Below are 24,080 nucleotides of genomic sequence, written 5' to 3'. Positions count from 1 at the left end.
CCATCGACACCAGCCCGGTAAACACCCCGGACTCTCCCTTCGGTTACACCCTCTGGCTTGTCCTGCGTCGTAACCCCGCGTTCCGCGGTGAGTACTCCGACGCCGCCGTGGCCGAGCTGAACGCCGCCGTGGACACCCTCGCCGAAAACGGCGTGGTCACCCGTGGCTTCTACGACGTCTCGGGCCTGCGCGCCGACGCCGACCTGATGATCTGGATCCACGGCGACCGCGCCGAGGACCTGCAGTCAGCCGCCCGCGTGCTGCGCCGCACCGAGCTGCTGCGCGAGCTGCTGCCCACCTGGAACGCGCTGGGTGTGCACCGCGAGGCCGAGTTCAATAAGCGTCACGTGCCCGGCTTCCTGACCGGCAAGGATCCCAAGCAGTGGATCACCGTCTACCCGTTTGTGCGCAGCTACGAGTGGTACCTGCTCCCCGAGGATGAGCGTGCCCGCATGCTCGCCGAGCACGGCCGGATGGGTGCGACCTTCCGTGGGGCCATCGCCAACACCGTGTCCTCCTTTGCCCTGGGAGACTACGAGTGGATTCTGCCGATCGAGTCGGATGAGCTGACCGAACTGGTCGACATGATGCGTGAACTGCGTGCGACCGACGCCCGTCGTCACGTGCGCGAAGAGGTACCGTTCTATACCGGCCGGCGGATTGAGGCGGCCGAGATTGTTGAGGTGATCCGATGAGTGACCTGCAAACTCCCGCCCAGACCGGCGGCTGCGGCGGCAACTGTGCCTGCTCGCGTGAGGGTTCGGCCGAGGCCGTGACCATCGAAACCGCGCCGACCGCAACTGCGCCCGTCGCAACCGTGGCCGCCGCGCCCCAGGCTGCTGCTCCCGCGGACATCGTGCCCGGTGCAACCGAAGCCGCCCGCTCCGGTGCCCCCTGGGTCGAGACCCCGGTGGACTACGACGCGATCCTGCTCGCCGGCTTCGGCGGACCCGAGGGTCAGGACGATGTGATTCCGTTCCTGCGCAACGTAACCCGCGGCCGCGGCATCCCCGAGGAGCGCCTCGAAGAGGTGGCCGTGCACTACCGCCACCACGGCGGTGTGAGCCCGATCAACGACCAGAACCGTGAGCTCAAGGCGGCCCTGGAGGCCGAGCTGGCCAGCCGCGGCATCGACCTGCCGGTGATCTGGGGAAACCGCAACTGGAACCCCTACCTGCGCGACGCCGTGCAGGAGGCCCACGACCGCGGCTACCGCAAGCTCATCGCGATCGCGACCAGTGCGTATTCGTCCTTCTCCTCCTGCCGTCAGTACCGCGAGGACTTCGCGATCGCGCTGGACGAGACCGGCCTGGAGGGCCAGATCGAAATCGACAAGGTGCGTCAGTTCTTCGACCACCCCGGTTTTGTGACCCCGTTCATCGAGGGTGTCGGCGATGCGCTGGCGAAGATCGTCCAGGATGTGCGCGATATCGACCTGGCCCGCGAGGTCAAGGTCCTGTTTGCGACCCACTCGATTCCGTCCACCGACGCCGTGCGCTCGGGTCCGTCCGAGCGCGGCTTCGGCGAGGGGGGCGCGTATGCCGCCCAGCACCTCGCCGTCGCCGAGGTGGTCATGGCCGCGGTTCAGCAGGAGCTGGCCCTGGACCAGGATGTGCCCTGGGAGCTGGTCTACCAGTCCCGTTCGGGCCCGCCGAGCATGCCCTGGCTTGAGCCCGACATCAACGACGTGATCGAGGAGCTGCCGGCCGCCGGTACCCGCGCCGTCGTGATCGTGCCGCTGGGCTTCATGAGCGACCACATGGAGGTCCTCTGGGACCTGGACAACGAGGCCACCGAGTCGGCCGAGAACGCCGGACTGTACTCGCTGCGGGTGCCCACCCCGGGTACTCACCACGAGTTTGTGAAGGGTCTGGTGGACCTGGTTCTGGAGCGTCGCGACGGCACCCCGGTGTCCGAGCGTCCGGCGATGACCGACCTCGGTCCCTGGTATGACGTGTGCCGTCCGGGTTGCTGCGAGAACGTGCGGGCGGGCTTCAAGCCGGCCCTGGCGGGAATCGCCCCGTGACCGAGCAGCATTCTTCCGCTGCCCCGGGTACCGTTCTGCGGATCGGTACCCGGGGCAGCGCCCTGGCGCTGGCGCAGACCGGCGATATCGCTCGCGCGATCACCGCGGCCACCGGCATCGAGACCGTCCTGATCCCGGTGACCACCCACGGCGACGTCACCCGGGCCTCGCTCGCGAGCCTCGGCGGCACCGGCGTGTTCGCCTCGGCCCTGCGCGACTTCCTGCTCGCGGGGGAGTGTGACCTGGTTGTGCACTCGATGAAGGACCTGCCCACCGCCGCGGCCCCGGGCCTGGCGATCGGTGCGGTTCCCGAGCGGGCGGATGCACGGGACGCGCTGTGCGCGCGCGATGGGCTGACCCTCGCCGAGCTACCCGAGGGTGCCCGGGTGGGGACCGGATCCCCGCGGCGGATCGCGCAGCTGCGTCGTCGCCGTCCCGACCTGGAGATCGTCGATATCCGTGGCAATATCGACACCCGCCTGGGCTTTGTGAGCTCGGGCGAGCTGGATGCGGTCGTGCTCGCGGTGGCCGGACTGGAACGCCTGGGCCGAGACGGTGCGATCACCGAGCGCTTTGAGCTGTCCGAGTGGCCGCCCGCTCCCGCCCAGGGTGCGCTGGCGATCGAGGTGCGGGCGGAGTCGGTGGCCGCACCGGTGACCGATCCGATCCGCGCGGCCCTGAACGCCATCGAGCACCCGGAAACCCGTGCGGAGGCCGCCGCCGAGCGCGCGGTGCTCGCCCGCCTGGAAGCCGGATGCGCGGCACCGATTGGGGCTCACGCGCTACTTTCCGGCGGAACGCTGGCGCTGCACGCGGCCGTCTATGCCCCCACCGGGACCGACCTGCGCGAACGCACCGAGGGTGTCGCGGTCTCGGCGGACACACTGCTGAGTGTCGCAGCCGGGCTGGGATCCGACCTGGCCGATGCGCTGCTCGCCGACGGTGCCGCCGAGATTGCGCCGCTGACCTAGACCGATGAACACACACGCAGATCCCGCCATTCACGGCACCTGTTCGGCCCTCGCCGGCCGCCGGGTGCTGGTGCCCCGTGACGGACGCTGGGGCGTGCAGGTCGCCGAGAACCTTACCGCCCACGGCGCGACCCCGGTGATCGCTCCGGTGATCGACTTCGAACCGGCCCCCGACGCGGCGGCGCTCGAACAGGCGCTTGAGCAGCTGGCCGCGGGGACATTCGACTGGGTGACCGTGACCAGCGCGACCACGGTCAGGGTGCTGCGTGCCCATGCCGCAAAAATTCCGGAGACCACCCGGATCGCCGCGGTCGGGACCGCAACTGCCGCCGCGCTGGCCGAGGCCCGCTACCGGGTGGATCTGATGCCGCCCGAGGATCACACCGCCCGCGGTTTGGTCGCGAGCTTCGGTGCGCTGCACGCACACCCCGGCCTCGGCCGGGTGCTGGTGCTGGACTCGGCACTCGCGGGCCCGACCCTGGTGGACGGGCTTGCCGCACTCGGTGCCGACGTGACCCGGGTGCACGCCTACTGTACGATCCCGGTGGAGCTCACCCCCGAGGTGCGCACCGCGCTGGCCCTCGGCGACATCGACGCGATTCTGGTGACCTCGGGCAGCGTCGCCGTCCAGATCATCACCCAGGTGCCCGACCTGTCCGCCGACGTGGTCCGGGTCAGCATCGGGGATCGCACCACCGAGGCGGCCGAGGCTGCCGGGCTGGCGATCACCATCGAGGCGCCGATCCGACATGCCGAAAGCATGATCGAGGCCCTGGAAACCCACTATTCTCAGACCACTCCCGGACTCGTCGTGCCCGATCACGGCGGAGAGGACACCCCATGAATTCCCTGCCCGAGCGGCCCCGCCGCCTGCGTCAGTCCCCGGCGATGCGTCGCCTGGTTGCCGAAACCCGGGTGGATCCCGCCCAGCTGGTCCTGCCGCTGTTTGTGAACGAGGACCTCACCGAAAAGCGTGCGATCGGCTCGATGCCCGGCGTATTCCAGCACACCCTGGATAGCCTGCGGTCCGCCGCGACCGAGGCCGCCGCGGCGGGCGTCGGCGGCGTCATGCTGTTCGGGATTCCGACTGTGCGCGACGCCGTGGGCAGTCAGGCCGATGCTCCCGAGGGCATCCTGCAGCGCGCAACCCGTGCGCTCCAGGCCGAGGTGGGCGACGCGCTGGTGGTACAGACCGACCTGTGCCTGGACGAGTTCACCGACCACGGCCACTGCGGCGTGCTCACCGAGGACGGTGCCGTGGACAACGATGCCACCCTCGAGCGCTACGTCTCGATGGCGCTGGCTCAGGCCGAGGCCGGCTCGACGCTGCTGGGCCTCAGCGGCATGATGGACGGTCAGGTCGGCGCGATCCGCGCGGCCCTGGACCGCGCCGGCCATATCGACACCGCGCTGCTGGCCTACTCGGCCAAGTACGCCTCGGCGTTCTACGGCCCCTTCCGCGAGGCCGTGGACTCGCAGCTCCAGGGTGATCGTCGCACCTATCAGCTGGATCCCGGCAACCGCCGCGAGGGCATGCGCGAAACCCTGCTGGACCTCGCCGAGGGTGCGGATATCGTGATGGTCAAGCCCGCGATGTCCTACCTTGACGTGCTCGCCGACGTGGCCGCGATGTCCACAGTCCCGGTGTGGGCGTACCAGGTGTCCGGTGAGTATGCGATGATCGAGGCCGCCGCCGCACACGGCTGGATCGATCGTCGCCGAGCCATCGAGGAGTCGGTGATCGGTATCCGCCGCGCCGGAGCCGACGCCGTGCTCACCTACTGGGCCACCGAGCTGGCCACCTGGCTGCGCGCCTAAACTTTCCCGTTCCCGATATCTAGGAGCCCCCATGACCCACGCCGATAACGCCGACCTCTTTACCCGCGCCAAGTCCTCGATTCCCGGCGGGGTGAACTCCCCGGTGCGCGCCTACGGTTCGGTGGGGGGAACGCCGCGCTTCCTGGTGTCCGCCCAGGGTGCCCGGGTGACCGATGCCGAGGGTACCGAGTACGTGGACCTGGTGTGCTCCTGGGGCCCGGCGATCCTCGGCCACGCGCAGCCCGACGTGGTGCGCGCGGTGCAGGAGGCCGCCGCGCGCGGACTTTCGTTTGGGGCATCGACCCCGGCGGAGACCGAGCTGGCCGAGCTGATCCGCGAGCGCGTGCGCGTGAACGGGGTGAACCCGATCGAGAAGGTTCGACTGGTCTCCACCGGGACCGAGGCGACCATGACCGCGATCCGGCTGGCGCGCGGGTTCACCGGGCGCGAGCTGCTGGTGAAGTTCGCCGGTCACTATCACGGACACTCCGATGGCCTGCTGGCCGCCGCGGGTTCGGGCCTGGCGACCCTGGCGCTGCCGGGTTCGGCCGGGGTGACCGCGGCCACCGCCGGGCAGACCCTGGTGGTGCCCTATAACAACCTGGATGCGCTGCGCGCGGTCTTCGCCGAACACGGCGAGAACATCGCCGGGATCATCGTCGAGGCAGCCTCGGCGAACATGGGTGTGGTCCCGCCGGCACCGGGCTTCAACGCCGCGCTGACCGAGCTTGCGCACGCCCACGGTGCCCTGGTGATCCTGGATGAGGTGCTCACCGGATTCCGCGTGGGACCCGCCGGATTCTGGGGCCTGCAGGCCGCGGCGGGGGAGGACTACGTGCCCGACCTCTTCACCTTCGGCAAGGTCATCGGCGGCGGGATGCCGCTGGCCGCCCTGGGTGGCCGCGCCGAGGTCATGGACCACCTGGCCCCGCTCGGCCCGGTGTATCAGGCCGGAACGCTCTCGGGAAACCCGGTCGCCGTGGCCGCGGGCCTGGAGACCCTGCGCCGCGCGACCCCCGAGGTCTATGCCCACCTGGATATCGTCGCCGACACCCTCTCGTCCGCGGTGTCCGCGGCGCTCACGGTGGCCGAGGTCCCGCACGTTGTACAGCGCGCCGGCAACCTGTTCTCGTTTGTGTTTGCCGAGGAGGCCCCGGTGAACTACGCCGAGGTTCAGGCGCAGGACGCCTACCGCTACGGTCCGTTCTTCCACGCGATGCTGGATGCCGGCATCAATCTGCCGCCGAGCGTCTTCGAGGCCTGGTTTGTGTCGGCCGCCCACGATGAGGATGCCGTCGCCCAGATCCTGGCGGCGCTGCCCGCCGCCGCCCGCGCCGCAGCCGAGGCCACTCCCGCCTAGGCTTGCCACCACCCCACACCCGATGCCCGGGACAGGTTTTCCTGTCCCGGGCATTGCTGCGTTTACCGGAAGTTCACAAAGCATCGTTTTGCGAATGTCCCCTCCACGGGGTATATTCCATGTGGAATAGTTTTGTTGGAGGAAATAGTGGCCGAGGTTACACTCAAACCGATCGAGATCGTGGCGTTGGGGTTGCTCCTGGAGCGTCCGATGCATCCGTACGAGATGTATCAGATCGCCACCCAGCGTCGCGAAGACACCGTGGTGAAGGTGAGCCCCGGCTCGCTGTACCGCGCCGTCTATGCGCTGGAGCAGAAGGGGTATGCGATCGCCGCCCAGGTGGAGCGCGAGGGTGCTCGCCCCGAACGCACCCTGTTTGAGATCACCGATCCCGGCCGCGAGCGGCTCTTTGTGGATGTGGCCGAGCTGCTGCGCACCCCGATGACCGAGCGCCCCCGCGTCCTCCAGGCGCTCTCCGAGGCGCACGTTTTGCCCGCGCCGCGGGTGCGCGAGCTGTTGACCGAGCGGGTAGCCCAGCTCGGCCTCCGCATCGACAAGCTTCGTGCCGACATCGCGACCGTCGAGAGTCTGGGCGTTCCCGAGATGTACTGGATTAACGCGCCCTATCAGCTGACCATGTACGAGGCCGAACTGGCCTGGCTCACCGCTCAGCTCGCCCGATTCGAATCCGGCGCACTGCCCTGGGAAGACTGCCGATCGCCCGAGGAGCGCGCCAGCGCCACCGCGGCGAAAACCCGCAACTTCTATCCGGCCCCCTAAATTTTTGATCCCCCTCAGTAGAAAGTGACACTCATGTCAACACCTCCCGCTACCGCCGTGCGGCCCTGGCCGGCGCTGTGGTCGCTGGTCATCGGGTTCTTTATGATCCTGATTGATACCACCATCGTTTCGGTGGCAAACCCCGCGATCATGCGCGGCCTGCACACCGACATCAACACCGTGATCTGGGTGACCAGCGCCTACCTGCTGGCCTATGCCGTTCCGCTGCTGATCACCGGCCGCCTGGGCGACCGGTTCGGTCCGAAAAACCTCTACCTGATCGGTCTGACGATCTTCACCCTGGCTTCGCTGTGGTGTGGTCTGTCGGGTAGCGTCGAGGTTCTGATTATCGCCCGCACCGTGCAGGGTCTCGGTGCCGCACTGATGACGCCGCAGACGATGGCCGTCATCACCCGCATCTTCCCGCCGGATCGTCGCGGCGCGGCCATGGGTCTCTGGGGTGCCACCGCCGGTGTGGCGACCCTGGTGGGTCCGATCCTCGGGGGCGTCCTGGTGGACGGCATCGGTTGGGAGTGGATCTTCTTCATCAACGTGCCCGTCGGTATCATCGGCTTCATCATGGTGTGGCGCAACGTGCCGCAGCTGGCCACCAGTGCACACCGATTCGACATTGTGGGTGTGTTCCTGAGCGCCGTCGGTATGTTCCTGCTGGTGTTTGGTATCCAGGAGGGTGGCACCTATAACTGGGGCACCATCGTGGGACCGATCAGCGTGTGGGGTCTGATTATCGCCGGCATCGTGGTGTTGGCTGCTTTTGTGGGCTGGCAGGCGATCACCAAGTCCGAGCCGCTGCTGCCGCTGGATCTGTTCAAGGACCGCAACTTCTCGGTGGGTAACCTGGTCATTACGACCGTCGGGTTCACCATCACCTGTATGTCCCTGCCGCTGGTGTTCTTCTACCAGACGGTGCGCGGACTGACCCCGACCCAGTCGGCGCTGATGCTGGTGCCGATGGCCGTGATTTCCGCGGGTCTCGCGCCCGTGGTGGGCAAGATGATCGACCGTGTCAACCCCAAGTGGTTCGCCCTGTTCGGGCTGACCGTCCTGTCGGTCTCGCTGCTCTGGTACTCGCTGCTGATGACCCCGGACCAGCCGCTGTGGATGATGCTCTTCCCGAGCGCCCTGCTCGGTTTTGCCAACGGCTTCATGTGGGGCCCGGTGTCCAACATGACCACCCGGAACCTGCCCCCGCATAAGGCCGGTGCCGGCTCGGGTGTGTTCAACACCACCCGTCAGATCGGTGCTGTGCTCGGTAGTGCCAGCATCGCCGCGCTGATTCAGGCCCGCCTGACCGCAGAGATGCCCGCCGCTCCGGGTGGAGCTTCGGGGTTGTCCGAGATCGGTGGGGGAGAGCTGCCGGTGTTCCTGCACGAGCCGTTCACCACCGCGATGTCGCAGACCCTACTGCTGCCCGCGGCGATCGCGCTGCTGGGCGCCCTGTTTGTGCTCTTCTTCCAGAAGCCGAAGAAGGCCGCGTGGGCCGCACCGGAGACCCGCGCCGCGGCGTCGGTTCCCGCCGAGGGATAAGCGCCCTCAAGCACGCCTCACGCATCGCGCGATATGCCCCAACCGGCATGTCGCGCGATGCGTGTTTGTGGGGGAGGGGATATCGGGTAGGTCAGGGCAATGGAAGCCGCCGTGTGCCGCTCGAATCCGCGAAACGACGCGCCCGAGCCCGGGTCGCGGTCGCCGCGGCGCGTCGCCCCTAATCTCGGGCCGGAGTGCTGTTCGGGTGTCGCCTCCGGGGCGCTCGATTGGGAGATCGGGGCCGCGGTGTTGTAGAGTATAAGAGTTCCAAGCGCGAGAGATCGGGCAAGGAAATATGGGTCTGTGGCGCAGCTGGTAGCGCACCTGCATGGCATGCAGGGGGTCAGGGGTTCGAGTCCCCTCAGATCCACCCCCGTGCACTCAGCACAGCGAAACCCCGTCTTCGGACGGGGTTTTTGCGTTGCACCGCAAACGGCGTTTGCCACTCCCGGATCGGGGTGGCGTCGACTTGCGGCGGATGCCACTATGGGGTGTGCCTAAATCCTCCCACTCGCGCAAAAAGATCGCGCGTCGCCTGAGCCGCTCGCTGACCGAATGCATCCCGGTGGAAATTGTCGACCGCTTCTCGGAGGGGGAAACACGCACGGGTCTGGTGCTGGCCCTGGGGGAGGACTGGATCCTGCTGCAGAGCATTCGTGATGCGGGGTTCTACGATGGCTATGCCATTCTGCGTCGAAAGGACATTCGCCGAGTCCGCCTGCAGGGAACCTTTGTTCCCTATTTGCGCGAGCACCGCGAGTGGCCGCCACCGCTTCCCGCCGGGGAGATCAACCTGGCTTCCGCGGCGACCATCCTCGCCGATGTGGCACGGATTGCTTCGGTCTTCATTTTTGCCGAGGAGCGGCGCCGCCCCGGTGCGGTGTGGTTAGGGACCCCGGTGGAGCGGGATGCTCGGGCAATGTGGATCGTGATGATCAACCCGGACTGCACCTGGGAGGACGGCGCCCGAGAGGCCCTGTTCACAAACCTCACCCGGGTGGAGTTTGACGATGACTACAGCCGCGCCGTTCACGCGGTCGCCGGGCCCATGCCCGCCTGGGGATCCGAGCCCTCGGAGGATCCAGCCCCGGAATAGCGAGCCGTGTGCGAGGTGGCAATTGCCGCCTGCCACGTGCCACTATGGGGTGTGAAAAACACGCACCAGAAACCATCGAAGATTTCCCGGCGACTCGAGCAAAGTTGGCGTGAGGCTGTGCCCGTGCGAATCCGGCACGAGGGGACACCCGGAGAACCCCTCGACGGTATCGTGCTGGACGTCTCGGCTGAGTGGACCCTGCTCGCCCGGCTGCGTGATGGGGCCTATCTCAACGGTTACTCGGCGATCCGGACCGCGGATATTTCGGCGGTTCGTCCGGACGACCGCTTCCTGCCATTCCTGAAGGCCCAGCGGAACTGGCCGCCCGCGCGGCCGACCCACCCGATCGATCTGGGGAGCGCGCAGGGAGTGGTTCGGGGTGCACTCGACAACGCGCCCGTCCTCGGGTTTTACCGGAGCACCGCACCTGACGGGGGTTTCTGGATTGCGCACGGGATTGCCGTCGTCGAACCGCACTGGTGGTACCTGACGATCTCGCCGGAGGGAACCTGGGACGAGGGGGATGAGCGGGCGCGAATCGATGAGGTTTCCCGTATCGACTTCCTCACCGATTACATCTCGGTCCTGCAGGAGAGCGCGGGCTCGCCGCCCGAGGACGCCGTCATGGTGACCCGTCCGGCGGGTGCCGCGCGCTAGCAAATTCGGGGACGGGGACGGGTGCGAGAAGCCGAGCAGGGCCGCCCTGGGAATTTCTACAGTCATGTTGTACAGTTAACCTGTACGAATGGAGTTCCCTCATGATTCTCACGAAGTTTGCCCACGCCTGCGTTGTGCTGGCCACCGATACCGCCTCGCTGGTGATTGATCCGGGGACCTTCACGCCCGAGGCCGCCACCCTCCTGGAGTCGGTGGATGCGGTCCTCATCACCCACGACCATTTTGACCATGCGGACGAGGAGGCGCTGAAAGCGGCGCTCACCGCCCGTCCCGAGCTGCGGGTGTTTGCGCCTCGGACGCTCGCCGAGCGACTCTCCGGCGGTTCCGTCCACACCGTCTCCGACGGGGAGAGCTTTGCCGTGGGAGATATTGATGTGCGCGTCTTTGCCGGCCGGCATGCGGTGATTCACCCCGATATCCCGCAGATCGACAACGTGGGCTACCTCGTGGGCGGCACGGTTTTCCACCCCGGCGATGCCTATCTTGTGCCCGAGGTTCCGGTCGAGGTGCTGCTGCTGCCCACGAGTGGGCCCTGGACCAAGCTCGGAGACGCGGTGAGCTATGTGCGGGCGGTCGCCCCCACCCTGGTCGTCCAGATCCACGAGCTGATGTTGAGCGAGCTGGGTCAGCGATCCACCGCCAACTTCATCGGAGCCGAGGGGCTGACCGATGTGCCGTTCCTGATTCTGCCGCCGGGAGAGAGCCTCGACCTCGCCGATGGGGACGCTCGGCGCGGGCGATGAGATTCGCCACGGTCGGGCTCGGGGACCGACTCACCGGGGCGGTGGTGCAGGGCGAGCGGGTACTCACCGTCAGTGCCTCCTCGGCCGTGGAGGCGTACAGCCACCGCGATGCGCTGGAATACACCGGTGAGCTGGACGCCGCCACCGCGCACTTCGCCCGGGTTTCCCCGGAGCCCGCGCACATCATCTGCGTGGGGCTGAACTATCGGTCCCACATCCGCGAACTCGGGCTCGCGGTGCCCGAATACCCCACGGTGTTTGCCAAGTTTGCCTCGACCCTGACCGGCCCCCGCGATCGGATTGTGCTTCCCGAGGGGAGTGATCAGGTGGAGCAGGAGGTTGAGCTTGCCGTCGTTCTGGGGCGACGCGCGAGACGGCTCGACGTGGATCAGGCGTCGGCAGCGATCGCCGGGTACGCGGTGGCCAACGACCTGTCGATGCGGGATTGGCAGCATCGCACGAGTGAGGCGTTGCAGGGTAAGGTTGCCGACCGAACCACCCCGCTGGGACCCTACCTGGTCACCCCGGACGAGGTGGACAATGCCCGCGCCCTGCGCCTGCGCGCGACGGTTGATGGTGAGCTCTGGCAGGAGGGCGGTACCGAAGACCTGCTGTTTTCACCCGAGCAGTTGGTGTCGTACTGCAGCCGCTTTGTCGCGCTTGAACCGGGCGATGTCATCCTGACCGGAACCCCGGGTCTGCGCCCCGGCATGAGCGGTCGCCTCGCGGCGGGGATGACGCTGGCTTCCACCATCGATGGGCTGGGGTCCGCGATCAACCCGTTGGTTGCGGAGTCGGCCGGCGCGTAGCGGAGGTGGGCGCTATCGGGTGATCGCCGCGGTGAGTCGATCGAGGATGCTCGAGAGGCGCTGCAGGTCGCGTCGTTCCTCGGCCGTTAGTTCTTCGGCGATCGCCGCATCGATCGTGGACGCTCGGCCCGCGCGCGCCTGGCCGAGGGCCGCGCGGCCCGGGTCGGTGATGGTGATGAGCAGGCTGCGTTTGTCGTCGGGGTTCGGGGTTCGGTCCACCAGCTCGGCGCGTTCTAGATCGTCGACCGTCACACGCATGCTCTGGTGGCGGACGTTGCGTTTCCGGGCGAGCTCGGCGATCGTGGCGGGACCCTCGCGGTCCAGATATCCGAGCGTCGCGGCCTGGGCATCGGGCAGGGTGTCGGCGGATGCCCTGGTTGCGCGGACAAAATCGCCCACCGATCGACGAAGCTGTTCGGCCCACTCTGAAGATTCGATCATGGTGAAATAGTACAGCAAGGCTGTATTCGAATTGATCTGGGCGATGCCGGTTGCCCGGGTGGGTCGTGGTACCGAAACCATCACGCTCGAAATCCACCCCGCGGAGATTGTGCTGCGCCGTCGCGGCTCCCGGCGCGTGTACGCCCTGACGGAGCTGACCCGCGTGTACCTGGTGGCCTGTGGCCGCGGTGCACGCATCGAGGTGCAGACCGCGAACGGGGATCCGATCACCCTACTCACGGGCCTGGCTCGTTCCGCCCACGATGGCTCCGGCACGCTAACGCAGATCCCCGCCGAGGCCGCCAGGATGCTCGCGGATGCCGGCCTTGCGGCGGACGACACCGAACCAAACCGGCAGTCCTTCACCCGCAACCTGGCGAACACCCCCGTCTCTCCCCACCGGGTCTGAGGTTCGGCCGCTTCGAGTGCGCATGCGGGGGTGGAAGCTCACCCATCACCTCAACCAATGATCGTTGAGGTATCGGGGTTGGGGCGTTGTCCACAATGCCGTAACTTCGCGGATCTCTCCCCAGATCCTGTGCTTCGCGGCGCCTGCGGGACGGGGTTTCTTAGCGTTAGTGGATGACGAAAACTCAACCTCTCCGCTGCGTGCGATGGCCCACTATCGCGCTGGTGTTGGTCGCGGCTTCGGCATTTATGCTGGCGATTCTGGATTCGCTTGACGTGTGGGGGCTTGCACTACTGTTTCGGCGTGGGGGTTATCTTGCAGGATTCCTCATTCTTGTACTCGGACTCTATCGAGCCCATAGGTCCGCGCAACGAGAAGACAAGATCTTCGAGAATCGACGCGCGAGTGGCGAGCGAAGCGCCGCATCGCTGGGATTTACCGTGGCACAGATTCTGCGCGCGATTTCCGTCTTAGTGACGGCATCCAGACGTCGGCGTGCGTCTGAACTCGGCGCTGTAATCCGAAGCATCGTGACCCAGGCCTCGCGACAGCTAGACGCGCAATCAATCATCGCCGTGTATTTTCGACTGGGCGGGTCGGAAGCCGGTGTGCGTGTACTACTCCCGTGGTTTTCGACTGCCGACGGATTGCCAGGGGGACTACTGAGTGCCCAGTTTGAGAGACATGAGTTCCGTGAAGCCTCAGCGAAGACGGGGTTGTGGCAGCTCGTTGACTCGGAAATCGACCAGCTCCTGATATCGGATGTAAACGAGCAGCGTCGAAGGGGACGACATGTCCCGCTCGGACTGCTGAGCGGGGCACTTATTGCGCTACCTGTGCGGGTCTCAGGTGTGACCGTCGGTGTGCTCGCCGTCCTGAGCGAAGTCCCTAATTGTTTCGCGGCCGGTGACCTGGTTGTCCTCCAGTGCTTTGGTGAAGCTCTGGGAATTGTGGAAAGCCTAGCGGGATCACGCGGTTCCCCCGTGTACCCCCGGTGAGTAAGGTGGCGCCGGTGTGTCTTTTGGGTGGATTCGGATCTAGCCTGATCGAAAGGAGGTGAACGATGCGAGATATGTGGGTTTGGACGATAGAGACCGGCAGGTGGGAGCCTGATGATAGACAAGAACAGATCGAGGCCGAGTGGACGGAATACCTGCGCAAATTTGAGGCATCCCAGGCGGACTTTAACCGGCAGATGGGGCGGAGCAGGTCGAGCAGACGCCGACGTTGGTTTCGGCGGAACGGTTAGATGCGCGCGAATACATGAACCGCCGCCACCCGAATTGGGTGACGGCGGTTGTGTCCGCGGAGAGGCCTCTGCGGGCCTAGTCGCGAGGGCTTTCCCGCCGCGTTCGGTGGCGAAAAGTTCCCGCAATGCATGTTGGTCCGAGGTGCATAACGAAACTGTGGCGCCGAGGTCCGCATTCCGCTAGTGTTTGGCCAGCCGCACGATCGCGAAAATCGCACTACTTTGTTGTGAAATGTATTGTGACGACGAATAGCTGTGGATACCCGCTGCACTAACCAGAATGAGATTCCCCCACATGCCCCCTGCCCTGACACGGCCATATTTCCGTGCAAACTTCCAACTCGCGGCGGTCGCCACCGTGGCGCTCATCACGATTCCCGTTGCCAGCACCGTCCTGAGTTCCGACGGGGCGGCGGCGGTACCCACGCCGTCGTCGACCGTATCCACGCTCGCCGAAGTTGCTCGGCCGAGCATCTATACCCAGACGACCGCGGGAACGTGGCTGCAGGGCGGAGCGGTGGATCCCACCCGTGACCGACTGTACCTAGCCGATGATCAGAAGGATGACACCCCGAGCCTCTCCGTTCTCAACCTGAGGAATGGAGCGGCGTCAACCATTCCGCTGGACGGTGAAACCTATGCGCTCGATGCGGCCGTCTCGCCCGTCGGGGGAACCGTGTACGTCGTCCACAACACGACGAATGGGTTTGTCTCGGTGGTTGATCCCGATGCCACGTACACCGCGACGTCGCTGCCTCCCACCGTCGAGGTTGGGGGGAACCCCCAAAAGGTCGAGGTGGGAGCGGATGGACGCGCCTACGTTGTCAACCTGAGCGGCGACACGGTGTCGATCCTCGGACGTGCGGACGGCGCCGATAAGCTCAAGGTCGTTCAGACGCTGTCGTCTGTCGCCACGGCCGGGGCAACGAGCGCGATCGACAACGACCGCAACCTCCTCTTCATCGCGAGCGAGTATGCGAAGCTCGTCACCGTGATCGATACCGCGTCTACCCCCGCAGCCGTCATCGGCACCTTCCCGGTGACCGACACCCCCACGGGAATCGGCGTGGACCCGCGAACCGGAGCGGTCGTTATCGCCAGCTCTGACACCAACGCCGTGTCGTGGTTCTCCTCCAACAACGGATGGGCGACGGCCGCGATCAGTCGCAGCGAAGCCCTCGGAACCGTGAACGCTGACACACTCCTCCCGCTCTCCGTCGACGTGCTCAAGGATGGTACGGCTCTGGTGGTCACACAGGTTTTCCCGTCAGAGACGAAGTCCTTTGTCTCTGTGGTGCCCGCCGATGCGGGTGTCGCCCGGACAATCCCCGTGGGAAACCTCGCTTTCTGGGGCGTGCTGGACCCGCAGCAGGGCGGTTCGTTCTACGTTCCGAACGCGGGCAACGGAAACGTCTCTGTCCTCGCCAATGTCACCCTGAGCGCCACCGCATCACCCGTCTCCTACGGACAGGAGGCCGAAGCCAAGGCGACGCTCGCGCGGGCCGACGGATACCCGATCACCGGTTCGATCGCCTTCGCCGACTCGGCACATGATTCACTGGGCACCGCGACCGTGGACGCATCCGGAACGGCAACATTGAACCTGGGTGTACAGCCTGCGGGAAGTTTCCCGTTCACCGCGACGGTACAGTCCCCGGTAGCCGTCGCGCTGAGCGCCACAGCATCCGCCGCCACAAGAAAGGCATCGTCTGTCACGTCGATCGCCGTTGCCTCCGCTGCGCTCGTTGAGGGTGACAGCGCATCGGTGACCGTGTCGGTTGCCGCGAGCCACGGAACGGTACCCGGAGGTACCGTGACGCTCAGGAACGGTGCGACGGCCGTCGGCTCGGCACCCCTGGTTGCTGGACGTGCGACGTTACCGCTGAGAAACCTTACCGCGGGCACCAGCCAGCTCGTCGCTACCTACTCGGGAGACGAGAATCATGATGCTTCGGAGTCTGACGATGTCACTCTGTCGGTGAAGGCGCGAACCGCCGCGGCTGTCGTAAGCAAGCCCACCGCAGGGGTCGGCGATAAGCTCACGATCAATCTGACGGGTTTTGTCCCTCATGAGACCATTAACCTCACCCTGCACTCTGATCCGATTGAGCTGGGGAGCGTCGTTGCCGACGAGGCGGGTTCTGCTGTCTTCACGTTCGCGCTTCCGGAGGTGGCGGCGGGAAAGCACACCATTGTTGCTGTGGGTGCTTCCTCGAATCGCACGAGCTCAACCGAGATCCTGGTTCCTCAACCCGGGGCCGACCCTGGGACCCACCCTGGGACCGACCCCGGAGCTGACCCGGGGACCCACCCCGGAACCAACCCCGGAGCCGAACCGGGCAATGGTCTCCCCGAGACTGGCGCGACCGGTGTGCCTCTCGGAGTGGCATTTGGAGCATTCGCGTTGCTGCTCGGAGCTGGCCTGCTGGGAGGGCATCGACGCGCACAGCGCTCACGCAATTCATAGGGCCTCGCGGGGCGAGCGGCGGGGTCCGCCAGCGCCATCGCCAGCCGATACATAAACCGCACTCGGGTCGACTTCGGGGGAGAGTACACGCGTGCCCTCCGCGAGACGGCCAGCTCCGATGCCGGCCTGGCGTCTCGCTGCTGAGTAAGCCCGCGGCCTGCACGCCCGCACACCAGACAGAACCGTCGCCTCCCGTGTGGGAGGCGACGGTTCTGAGCGAGGCGCCGGGTGCCTAGTTGACGTCCAGCGGGCTCGGGCCTACGCGGCCGGAGAGGTCCAGCGGGTCCAGGGCGTCGATGGCGGCAACCTCGGCGTCGGTCAGCTCAAAGCCGAAGACATCGAAGTTCTCGGCCATGCGCTCCTTGCGGCTGGACTTCGGGAACACAATGAAACCCTTCTGCAGGTGCCAGCGGATGACCGCCTGTGCCGGGGTGACGCCGTGGGCCTCGGCGGCCTGGGCGACCGCGGGGATCTCGAACAGCGGGTACTTGCCCTGACCGAGGGGGCCCCAGGACTCGATGTGGGTGCCGTTGGCGACGGCCCACTCGAGCACATCGCGCTGCTGGAATGCGGGGTGCAGCTCGATCTGGTTGATCGCCGGTACCTCGCCGGTGGCGGCAACCAGGGCGTCCAGGTGCTCGGGCAGGTGGTTGGAGACACCGATCGAACGGGCAAGCCCGGCGTCGCGGATCTCGATCATCTTGGACCAGGCGTTGACAAACGAGTCGTTCTTCGGGGCCGGCCAGTGGCTCAGGTACAGGTCGACATAGTCGAGGCCGAGCTTGTCCAGGCTGGTGCGGATCGCCTCGTGAGGCAGTTCGCCGGCCTGGTGGTCGATCCACAGCTTGGTGGTGATGAAGAGCTCGTCGCGGGGGATGCCGCTCTTGGCAATCGCGGCGCCCACACCCTCCTCGTTCTGGTAGATCGCGGCGGTGTCGATGTGGCGGTAGCCCACCTCAAGCGCGTCGGTGACGGCCTGCTCGGCCTCATCGGCCGGTACCAGGAAGACACCAAAGCCGAGCTGGGGAATCGAATGTCCGGAATTCAGGGAAATGGTAGGAATGCTCATGACCCCAGCCTAGGGAGCGGTAATCTAGAAGTCCAACAGTTGATACTGATGGTTTTGAGAAGTGGAACTAATACATGGATTTACGGCAGCTGGAACACCTCGTCGCCCTCGCCGACGAACGCCATTTTACGCGGGCAGCCGAGGCATCCGGCATCTCCCAGTCGGGTCTGTCCTCCTCGATTCGGAACCTTGAACAGGAGCTCGGGACGCCGCTTTTTGATCGAACGTCTCGGCGTGTTGAACCCACCGAGGCGGGCCTCGCGCTCATCCCGCACGCGCGGCTGATGCTTGAGCAGGCCGCCCGTGCACGCGATGCGGTCATCCAGACCTCGCACCAGGTGTCGGGTTCGCTGCGGATCGGTGCCGAACAGTGTCTCGGATTTGTGGACATTGCCGCGGTTCTTGACCGTTTCCACCGACGCTATCCGCTGGTGGAAACCGAGTTTGTTCAGGCCGGGTCCCACGATCTGGTGGGGAAGGTCCGCAGCGGGACTGTGGACGTGGCCTTTGTGGCCGCAACCAAGCATTTGGGTGCCTTGCCGCGCGTTGTCCTGGGCCAGGAAACCCTGGTCATTTTGCACGCCGCCAACCACCCGCTCTCGGCGATCCTCGACCCGGGGTGGGAAGACCTCGCGGGCATGGACTTTGTCGACTTTGCACCCTCCTGGGGTGTGCGCACCCTGAATGATGAGGTTCTGGCGGCGCACGGAGTCAACCGACGCGTGCGCTGCACCGTCAACGACGTGCATGCGCTGCTGGAGCTGGTGGGCCGTGGGATGGGGATCGCGATCGTTCCCGAGCATGTGATCGGCAAGCCCGAGGCTCGCGACCTGATCGTGCGGGACCTGCCGGGGGCCGCCACCGCCGATTGGACCGTTTCGGCCATCACCGCGACCGCCGCGGCGGATCCCCGTTCGGTCCCGGCCAACCTGTTGCTGGAACTACTGGATTCGGGACGCTGCCTGCCCGACCACTGCACCCCCGAGCACGCGCACCGCGAGTATGCGGCGCGCGTGCTGGCCCGCACCGAAAACGTGGCAATCGAGCGGGGGAGCGTGCTGCCCGAAACAGAATCCCTCGCCGCCTCGATGTAGGCCTCGCCCGGTCGGCCCGCGGTTCCGCGGCGTCGGTCGGGCGAGGCTTGCGGACCTTAGCCCAGCGTGATGCCGTCGGCGAAGTCGGTCGAGACGCTGACCGCGCGCCAGGCCTCAGCTTCGGCGGCGAAGTCGGCGCGCGCCTCGGCCACCAGGCGGAGGGCATCCGAGCCCAGCATCAGGTGAGCCGGCGGGGTTTCGGCATCCAGCACGGTGAGGAGCGCGGCCCCGGCGGCGTCGGGGTTCCCCAGCTGGTGGCCACTCGCGCGATTACGGTGCTCGCGGATCGGATCCATCAGGGCATCGTAATCGGGGATGGTGCGGGGCACCCGGGTCATCGAGGATCCCGCCCAGTTGGTGCGGAACCCGCCCGGTTCGATGCTGGTCACGTGGATGCCCAGCCCTGCCAGCTCGGGACGGAGCGCATCGGCCAGCCCCTCCACCGCATACTTGGTGGAGTTATAGGCGGTCAGGCCGGGGAAGGCGCGGAGACCACCCATCGAGGTGATGAACACCACGTGGCCGGCCCGACGCGAGCGGAGGTAGGGCAGAACCGCGCGGGTGAGCTCAATTACACCGAAGACGTTGACCTCGAACTGCTCACGCACGGTGTCCAGTGGGGTTTCCTCAAATGTGCCCTCGACCCCGTAGCCGGCATTGTTGACCAGCGCGGTAATCGGGCCGATTTCCCGCTCAATTCGCTCAATTGCCGGGGCGATCGCCGGAGTGTCGGTGACATCAAGCAGGATGCCGTGGGCGCGGCCCGGTGCCAGCGCCTCAAACGCGGCGATCTGTTCGGGCTTGCGCAGCGTGCCAACAACGGTGTGTCCGGCGTCGAGTGCGGCGGTGGCGAATGAACGGCCGAGGCCGCCGCTCACGCCGCTAATCAGAATGGTGTGTGTCATGGGAATCCTTGGAAAGAGAAGTGTGTGGGGACGCCGCGGGGAGGAGCCCACGGAGCGCGTTCAGCGCCAGCGTGGTAGCCGCGTCCTCGGTGAGGGGGAAGTGTCCGGTCAAGCGACGGAAAATCAGCGGTCCGAACAGGATGTCGATCACGTCGTCAATCGGGATGGTGGGGGAGGCGTCGCCTCGCTCAACCGCGCGCTGCCAGAGCGTCGCGATCGCCGTGCGCCGGCCCTCGAGGAAGTATTCGCGGAAGTAGGTGGCCCCGGTTGGATCGTTCACGCAGGCCGCTAGCAGCTGCGCAAAAACCGCCCCCAGGTCACTGGCGTAGAACGCGCTGACGCGGCGGACCTGCTCGGTGAGATCGGCAACGCTGTTGCCGGTGTCGGGCAGCGGGAGTGCGCCCGCCATCAGGCGTCCAAACGCCTTGGCAGCCACGGCCGTCCGGGAGGGCCAGTGCTTATAAATGGTGGCCTTGCTCACGCCCGACCGGGCCGCGATGGCGTCCACGGTCGCCGCCGGATAGCCACCCTCGGTCAGTAGCTCCTCGGTCGCGCGCAGAACCGATTCGTGAATGCGGTCGCTGCGGGTCCCGGTGGGGTGACACTGAATACCGTCGGGTACCTCGGCGGGTGGGGGCGTGGGCATTGGGTCCTCCGGGGTTAGCTCAGCGCCGAAAGCGCTGCCATCTCGTCCGCATCCAGGCTAATGTCCGCCGCGGCGTTGTTCGAATCGAGGTGGGCGAGGGAGGAGGTTCCCGGGATGGGCAGCATCGCGGGGGAGCGGTGCAGAAGCCAGGCCAGGGCCAGCTGTGCCGGGGTGGCACCGTGGGTTTCGGCAATCTGGGCGAGCGGGCTGTCGGGGCCGGCGAGTTTGCCGGTCGCGAGGGGGAACCAGGGGATGAAGCCGATGCCGGTGGCTTCGGCATAGCTCAGCAGATCCTCCGCGCTGCGGTCGCTGAGGTTGTAGAGATTCTGCACCGAGGCGATCCGGGTGATGTCGGATGCCGCCCTCACCTGGTCCACGCTCACCTCGGACAGGCCGATGTGGCGAATCTTGCCCTCGACGCGCATCTCGTCGAGGACCCCCAGCTGGTCCGCCAGGGGGAAGTTCGGGTCGATGCGGTGCAGCTGGAAGAGGTCGATCCGGTCCAGCCCCAGGATGCGCAGGGACATCTCGACCTGCTGGCGCAGATAGGCGGGCTGGCCCAGCATCGTCCATTCTCCGGGTCCCTGACGGGTGAAGCCCGCCTTGGTGGCGATCACGATCTCGTCGCGGTAGGGGTGGAGAGCCTCACGAATCAGTCGCTCGGTGACGCTGGGGCCGTAGGAATCCGCGGTATCAAACAGGGTGACGCCCTGCTCGGCCGCGCGGCGGAGGACCGCAATCGCGGTGTCGGGGTCCGCGGGTTCGCCCCAGACTCCGGGGCCGGTGAGCTGCATGGTGCCATAGCCCAGTCGGGTGACAGGGAGGTCGCCGCCAAGAAGGAAGGTGCCCGAACCGGCTGCGTGTGGTGTTGACATGGTGTCCTTTCAGAACTGAACTGTACGTTTAGTTTAGTTCTGTCTGATCGCTTGTCAAGCCCGCGTGTTCGCGGCGTGCGAACGTCAGCAATCCGCGAGTTTCCGGGGTGAAAACGGGAAATCCCACACAATGCGACAGCAAAGCGTGCGAAATCGGCGCCACCCATTGACGAGTACATACCGAGGCGTATGGTTCCGGATGGGCCAGGCGAGACGTTCGCCGGTCCGGGAAGGAAATCATGGCTACCTATGATGTGGCAAACCGTTCGGCAATCGTGTCCGGAGCGGGTGCAGGAATCGGCCGCGCCGTCGCGGAGCTCCTGGCGGCAAACGGAACAGCGGTGCTGCTGGTTGACCGTGACCAGGCGGCCGTCGAGGCCGTGTATCAGGAGATTATTGCGCGTGGAGGCACCGCGGCTACGTTCGTGGCCGACGTGACCAGCCCCGACTGGGGAACCGAGTCGGTCCGCCTGGCCGAGGCGATGGCGCCCCTGGGCATCGCCGTCAACAACGCGGGCATTTCGGGACCGTCGGCCCCGCTGACCGAGTACACCCCCGAGGACTGGCACCGCGTGATCAGCATCAACCTCGACTCGCTCTACACCGGAATGCGTGCGCAGATCCCGGCGATGGCCGCCCACGGCGGCGGCGCCGTGGTGAACCTCGCCTCGATTCTCGGCACGGTTGGCCAGGCCGGTGCCTCGGCCTATGTGACCGCCAAGCACGGCGTGGTGGGGATGACCAAGTCCGCCGCGCTGGAAAATGCCCGCACCGGTGTGCGGGTCAATGCGGTCGCCCCCGGGTATGTCCACACCCCGATGATTCAGAACATCACCACCCCGGAGAGCTACGCGGCCCTGGTTGCGCTGCACCCGATGGGACGTCTGGCCACCGCCGAGGAGATCGCCCAGATGATCGCGTTCCTCGCCAGTGATGCCGCGGGATTTGTTACCGGAAGCACCCACCTCGTGGACGGCGGCTACAGCGCCCGCTAGTTTCGACGTTCGCCCCGGGCGGATCTGAAACCCCGGGGCGATCCCGAAACTCCCAGGCATGCTGTCATAGGGTTGAATTCTTCCCCGCACGTCCCCGGCCCTCGGGTCGCTGAGAAAGTTCCCCCTATGTCGCCCAACCCGTCCCCGTCTCGCGCCCGTCTTGGTGCGCGCGGACGCGCGATCATCGTGTTTGTGATCGCCCTCGCCGTGTTTGTCGCGACCTATCTGCTTGGGGTCCAGAACGATGTGGGACAGCGCGCCGAAAACGCACTCCTGCGCGCCTCAACCCTCTCCAGTAACGTTCCACCGCCCCTGGACTGGGTGAGCCTGCAGTCGATTGCGATCCTGGCGGTGGTGATCGCGCTGATCGCGCTCTGGCGATCGGGCATCGGCGGGGCGGTCCATACGGTGCTTGCCATCGGGGTCGCCGTGCTCTCGGCCAAGGCTCTGAAAAACGTGTTCCTGGAGCGACCCGAATTCCATCTGGAAAACCCGGGGAACTCATTCCCCAGCGGGCATGCGGCCGTGGTGTCGGTCCTGGTGATGGCCCTGATCCTGGTGCTGCCCTCCACCGGGCGCTGGATCGTGATGCTGCTGGGTGCCCCGCTGCTGGTGACCATCAGCGCCCAGCTCCTGATGTTTGGCTGGCATCGTCCGAGTGACGTCTTTGGTGGATTCGCGCTCTCCCTGGGCACGCTGGCCCTCGGCACGATTGTGCGGCCCGCGCGTGGACGGGTGGAATCCGGCACCCGCGGGCTGCGCCTGGTGCGCACGCTGTTCATGGTGCTGGGGACCCTGGGCTTTGCCGTCGCGTTTGCGGTCGGTGTGGCCGGGCTGGGGGCTGGGCTGAACACCCGCGTGATGCTGGCGGGAGAAATCGCCGGTGGTGGTGCGGCGCTGTGGGTCCTCGCCCTGGTGTCGCTGCTGCGGATCCCGGTGCGCGGACGCCGCTAACGCGGCGGCACCGGCGTACCCGCTAGGCCGGAAACACCGTCGAGAGCAGCACGACGTTGACCGCGGTGCCCGCGAAAATGCTCAGCAGCGCGTTGTGCTTCCAGAGCTGGAGCCCGATGGTCACGTTCAGCGCGATCAGTGTCGGGAGCGCGGGGGAGAGGCTCGTGACGTCTAGATCCCGCAGGCAGTAGAGCACGAGCACAATCATGATGCCCGCGGGCAGCTCCTCGGCGAGATATCGCACGGCTGCGCTGCGCCGGAGCGGGGCGACCGCGAGCAGGGGGACCGCGCGCAGCGCAAACGTAATGCCTCCGGCGACCAGGACGGTGGCAAGGAGATAGCCGGGGTCGATCATCGTTCCTCCTCGCCGTGATCCACATTCGATGTATGCCGCGCTCGGCGTGTGCGCAGCCAGAACCGAACCAGGAGCCCCGTGGTCAGCAGCGACATCGCGATCGGCAGCATGTGTTCGGGGGACAGCGCGATGCCGATTAGGCCCGAGAGCAGGGCGATGACCGCGGTGGGCATGTCTCGGCGGGCGCGATACGCCTCGATGGCCAGCACCACAAACAGCGCGGTGAGGGTGAATTCCAGCCCGGGGAGATGGAGCTCCAGCCGGTTCCCGGCCAGCGCGCCAACGGTCGCCCCGAGCACCCAGTAGAGCTGACAGAACACCTGGATGCCGATGATCCGGGTGCCGGTCCAGTTCTCTCGGGGGCGGCCGGTGGTGATCGCATAGGCCTCATCGGTCATCGCATACGCCGAGTACAGCTTGCCCAGGCCCGGGCGCACCCGGTGGATCGGGAAGGAGAGCGCGTAAAAGACGTGGCGCACATTAACCACCAGGGAGGTGAGGGCAATCGTGGAGAGCGGTGCGGCGACCATCACCAGCCCCACCAGGATGAACTCGAGTGATCCCGCATAGACGACGGCGGTAAAGATCGTGGCCCACCACCAGTCCAGGCCCGCCTGGGAAACCAGCAGGCCGAATGCGAGCCCGAGGGGGAACAGGGCGCCTCCGGCACCCGCGGTGTCAAAGAACGCCAGCCTAAGCTCACCAAGACGCGCCCGACGGCCGTCGGGTCGCGGGCGAGCGCCACGCCGGGCCGTGGGTGCGGGTTCAGGGGTCACAACGCAATTTTAGGAA

General features: G+C 66.5%; 24 protein-coding genes and 1 tRNA gene. 18 read left to right on the top strand and 7 right to left on the bottom strand.

The features are described from left to right. Positions 1-2: 2 nt before the first annotated feature. The 13 genes from hemQ to D9V34_RS10665 all read left to right on the top strand — a co-directional run bounded on the left by hemQ (position 3) and on the right by D9V34_RS10665 (position 11,829). Positions 3-695: a hydrogen peroxide-dependent heme synthase gene (gene hemQ, locus D9V34_RS10725; protein WP_121688980.1), complete on the top strand. Its 693-nt coding sequence runs from the start codon at positions 3-5 to the stop codon at positions 693-695. Between the two features lie 161 nt (positions 696-856). Continuing rightward, complete coding sequence (locus tag D9V34_RS10720; RefSeq protein WP_396822693.1) at positions 857-2,026, top strand: ferrochelatase; 1,170 nt, start codon at positions 857-859, stop codon at positions 2,024-2,026. Then, positions 2,023-2,997 carry a hydroxymethylbilane synthase gene (gene hemC / locus D9V34_RS10715; RefSeq protein ID WP_121688798.1) on the top strand — a complete coding sequence of 325 codons (975 nt, stop codon included), beginning with the start codon at positions 2,023-2,025 and terminating at the stop codon, positions 2,995-2,997. The genes D9V34_RS10720 and hemC overlap by 4 nt, the downstream gene beginning before the upstream one ends. Before the next feature lie 4 nt (positions 2,998-3,001). After that, a complete protein-coding gene (locus tag D9V34_RS10710) occupies positions 3,002-3,841 on the top strand; it encodes a uroporphyrinogen-III synthase (RefSeq protein WP_121688797.1) in 840 nt (279 codons plus the stop codon). Next, a complete protein-coding gene (gene hemB / locus D9V34_RS10705) occupies positions 3,838-4,815 on the top strand; it encodes a porphobilinogen synthase (RefSeq protein WP_121688796.1) in 978 nt (325 codons plus the stop codon). Before D9V34_RS10710 ends, hemB begins: the two co-directional genes overlap by 4 nt. Positions 4,816-4,846: 31 nt before the next feature. Then, entirely contained in the window at positions 4,847-6,175 is a 1,329-nt protein-coding gene (gene hemL / locus D9V34_RS10700) for a glutamate-1-semialdehyde 2,1-aminomutase (protein WP_121688795.1), read from the top strand. 147 nt (positions 6,176-6,322) lie between these two features. Continuing rightward, positions 6,323-6,955, top strand: a complete 633-nt coding sequence (locus D9V34_RS10695; RefSeq protein ID WP_121688794.1) for a PadR family transcriptional regulator — start codon at positions 6,323-6,325, stop codon at positions 6,953-6,955. 33 nt (positions 6,956-6,988) lie between these two features. Next, a complete protein-coding gene (locus D9V34_RS10690) occupies positions 6,989-8,503 on the top strand; it encodes a DHA2 family efflux MFS transporter permease subunit (RefSeq protein WP_121688793.1) in 1,515 nt (504 codons plus the stop codon). Positions 8,504-8,800: 297 nt separating this feature from the next. After that, positions 8,801-8,873 (top strand) — tRNA-Ala (locus D9V34_RS10685). A 123-nt stretch (positions 8,874-8,996) separates the two neighbouring features. Further along, entirely contained in the window at positions 8,997-9,599 is a 603-nt protein-coding gene (locus D9V34_RS10680; protein ID WP_121688792.1) for a hypothetical protein, read from the top strand. Between the two features lie 123 nt (positions 9,600-9,722). Further along, positions 9,723-10,256: a hypothetical protein gene (locus tag D9V34_RS10675; RefSeq protein WP_147441684.1), complete on the top strand. Its 534-nt coding sequence runs from the start codon at positions 9,723-9,725 to the stop codon at positions 10,254-10,256. A gap of 101 nt (positions 10,257-10,357) precedes the next feature. Then, positions 10,358-11,020, top strand: a complete 663-nt coding sequence (locus tag D9V34_RS10670; RefSeq protein ID WP_121688790.1) for an MBL fold metallo-hydrolase — start codon at positions 10,358-10,360, stop codon at positions 11,018-11,020. Continuing rightward, positions 11,017-11,829, top strand: a complete 813-nt coding sequence (locus tag D9V34_RS10665; protein WP_121688789.1) for a fumarylacetoacetate hydrolase family protein — start codon at positions 11,017-11,019, stop codon at positions 11,827-11,829. Before D9V34_RS10670 ends, D9V34_RS10665 begins: the two co-directional genes overlap by 4 nt. A gap of 12 nt (positions 11,830-11,841) precedes the next feature. Here the strand turns inward: D9V34_RS10665 and D9V34_RS10660 are convergent, their stop codons facing one another. Next, positions 11,842-12,270 (bottom strand): MarR family transcriptional regulator, encoded by a 429-nt coding sequence (locus tag D9V34_RS10660; RefSeq protein WP_121688979.1) that lies wholly within the window; start codon positions 12,268-12,270, stop codon positions 11,842-11,844. A 31-nt stretch (positions 12,271-12,301) separates the two neighbouring features. Here D9V34_RS10660 and D9V34_RS10655 point away from each other — a divergent pair, with 31 nt between their 5' ends. Together D9V34_RS10655 and D9V34_RS18145 are read left to right on the top strand one after the other, a co-directional pair. After that, complete coding sequence (locus D9V34_RS10655; RefSeq protein ID WP_147441683.1) at positions 12,302-12,679, top strand: hypothetical protein; 378 nt, start codon at positions 12,302-12,304, stop codon at positions 12,677-12,679. 1,544 nt (positions 12,680-14,223) lie between these two features. After that, on the top strand, positions 14,224-16,395 hold the full coding sequence (locus tag D9V34_RS18145) for an Ig-like domain repeat protein (RefSeq protein ID WP_183091949.1): 2,172 nt from the start codon (positions 14,224-14,226) through the stop codon (positions 16,393-16,395). A gap of 232 nt (positions 16,396-16,627) precedes the next feature. On the opposite strand, the gene D9V34_RS10640 is transcribed toward D9V34_RS18145, so the two are convergent. Next, entirely contained in the window at positions 16,628-17,464 is an 837-nt protein-coding gene (locus tag D9V34_RS10640) for an aldo/keto reductase (RefSeq protein WP_121688786.1), read from the bottom strand. A gap of 74 nt (positions 17,465-17,538) precedes the next feature. Here D9V34_RS10640 and D9V34_RS10635 point away from each other — a divergent pair, with 74 nt between their 5' ends. Then, complete coding sequence (locus D9V34_RS10635) at positions 17,539-18,558, top strand: LysR family transcriptional regulator (RefSeq protein WP_121688785.1); 1,020 nt, start codon at positions 17,539-17,541, stop codon at positions 18,556-18,558. Between the two features lie 56 nt (positions 18,559-18,614). On the opposite strand, the gene D9V34_RS10630 is transcribed toward D9V34_RS10635, so the two are convergent. From D9V34_RS10630 to D9V34_RS10620, 3 genes are read right to left on the bottom strand one after another with little or no spacing between them, the layout of a single operon-like run. Beyond that, positions 18,615-19,463: an oxidoreductase gene (locus tag D9V34_RS10630; RefSeq protein ID WP_121688784.1), complete on the bottom strand. Its 849-nt coding sequence runs from the start codon at positions 19,461-19,463 to the stop codon at positions 18,615-18,617. After that, a complete protein-coding gene (locus D9V34_RS10625) occupies positions 19,441-20,109 on the bottom strand; it encodes a TetR/AcrR family transcriptional regulator (protein WP_121688783.1) in 669 nt (222 codons plus the stop codon). Before D9V34_RS10625 ends, D9V34_RS10630 begins: the two co-directional genes overlap by 23 nt. Before the next feature lie 14 nt (positions 20,110-20,123). Then, positions 20,124-20,984: an aldo/keto reductase gene (locus tag D9V34_RS10620; RefSeq protein WP_121688782.1), complete on the bottom strand. Its 861-nt coding sequence runs from the start codon at positions 20,982-20,984 to the stop codon at positions 20,124-20,126. Between the two features lie 239 nt (positions 20,985-21,223). Here D9V34_RS10620 and D9V34_RS10615 point away from each other — a divergent pair, with 239 nt between their 5' ends. Both D9V34_RS10615 and D9V34_RS10610 read left to right on the top strand, forming a co-directional pair. Then, on the top strand, positions 21,224-21,979 hold the full coding sequence (locus D9V34_RS10615) for an SDR family NAD(P)-dependent oxidoreductase (protein ID WP_121688781.1): 756 nt from the start codon (positions 21,224-21,226) through the stop codon (positions 21,977-21,979). 126 nt (positions 21,980-22,105) lie between these two features. Further along, complete coding sequence (locus D9V34_RS10610) at positions 22,106-22,933, top strand: phosphatase PAP2 family protein (RefSeq protein ID WP_121688780.1); 828 nt, start codon at positions 22,106-22,108, stop codon at positions 22,931-22,933. Between the two features lie 22 nt (positions 22,934-22,955). Here D9V34_RS10610 and D9V34_RS10605 read toward each other — a convergent pair whose 3' ends face one another. Both D9V34_RS10605 and D9V34_RS10600 read right to left on the bottom strand, forming a co-directional pair. Further along, the gene (locus D9V34_RS10605; protein WP_121688779.1) at positions 22,956-23,288 is read right to left on the bottom strand and encodes a branched-chain amino acid transporter permease; all 333 of its coding nucleotides are present in this window, start codon (positions 23,286-23,288) and stop codon (positions 22,956-22,958) included. Then, positions 23,285-24,064 carry an AzlC family ABC transporter permease gene (locus tag D9V34_RS10600; RefSeq protein WP_220700580.1) on the bottom strand — a complete coding sequence of 260 codons (780 nt, stop codon included), beginning with the start codon at positions 24,062-24,064 and terminating at the stop codon, positions 23,285-23,287. Before D9V34_RS10600 ends, D9V34_RS10605 begins: the two co-directional genes overlap by 4 nt. Positions 24,065-24,080: the final 16 nt, after the last annotated feature.

Source organism: Mycetocola lacteus, from assembly GCF_003667575.1.
In the GTDB taxonomy this organism is placed as follows: Bacteria; Actinomycetota; Actinomycetes; order Actinomycetales; family Microbacteriaceae; genus Mycetocola; species Mycetocola lacteus.
Note: the sequence above shows the minus strand (reverse complement) of the source record. Positions and strands in the feature narration are given on the sequence as shown.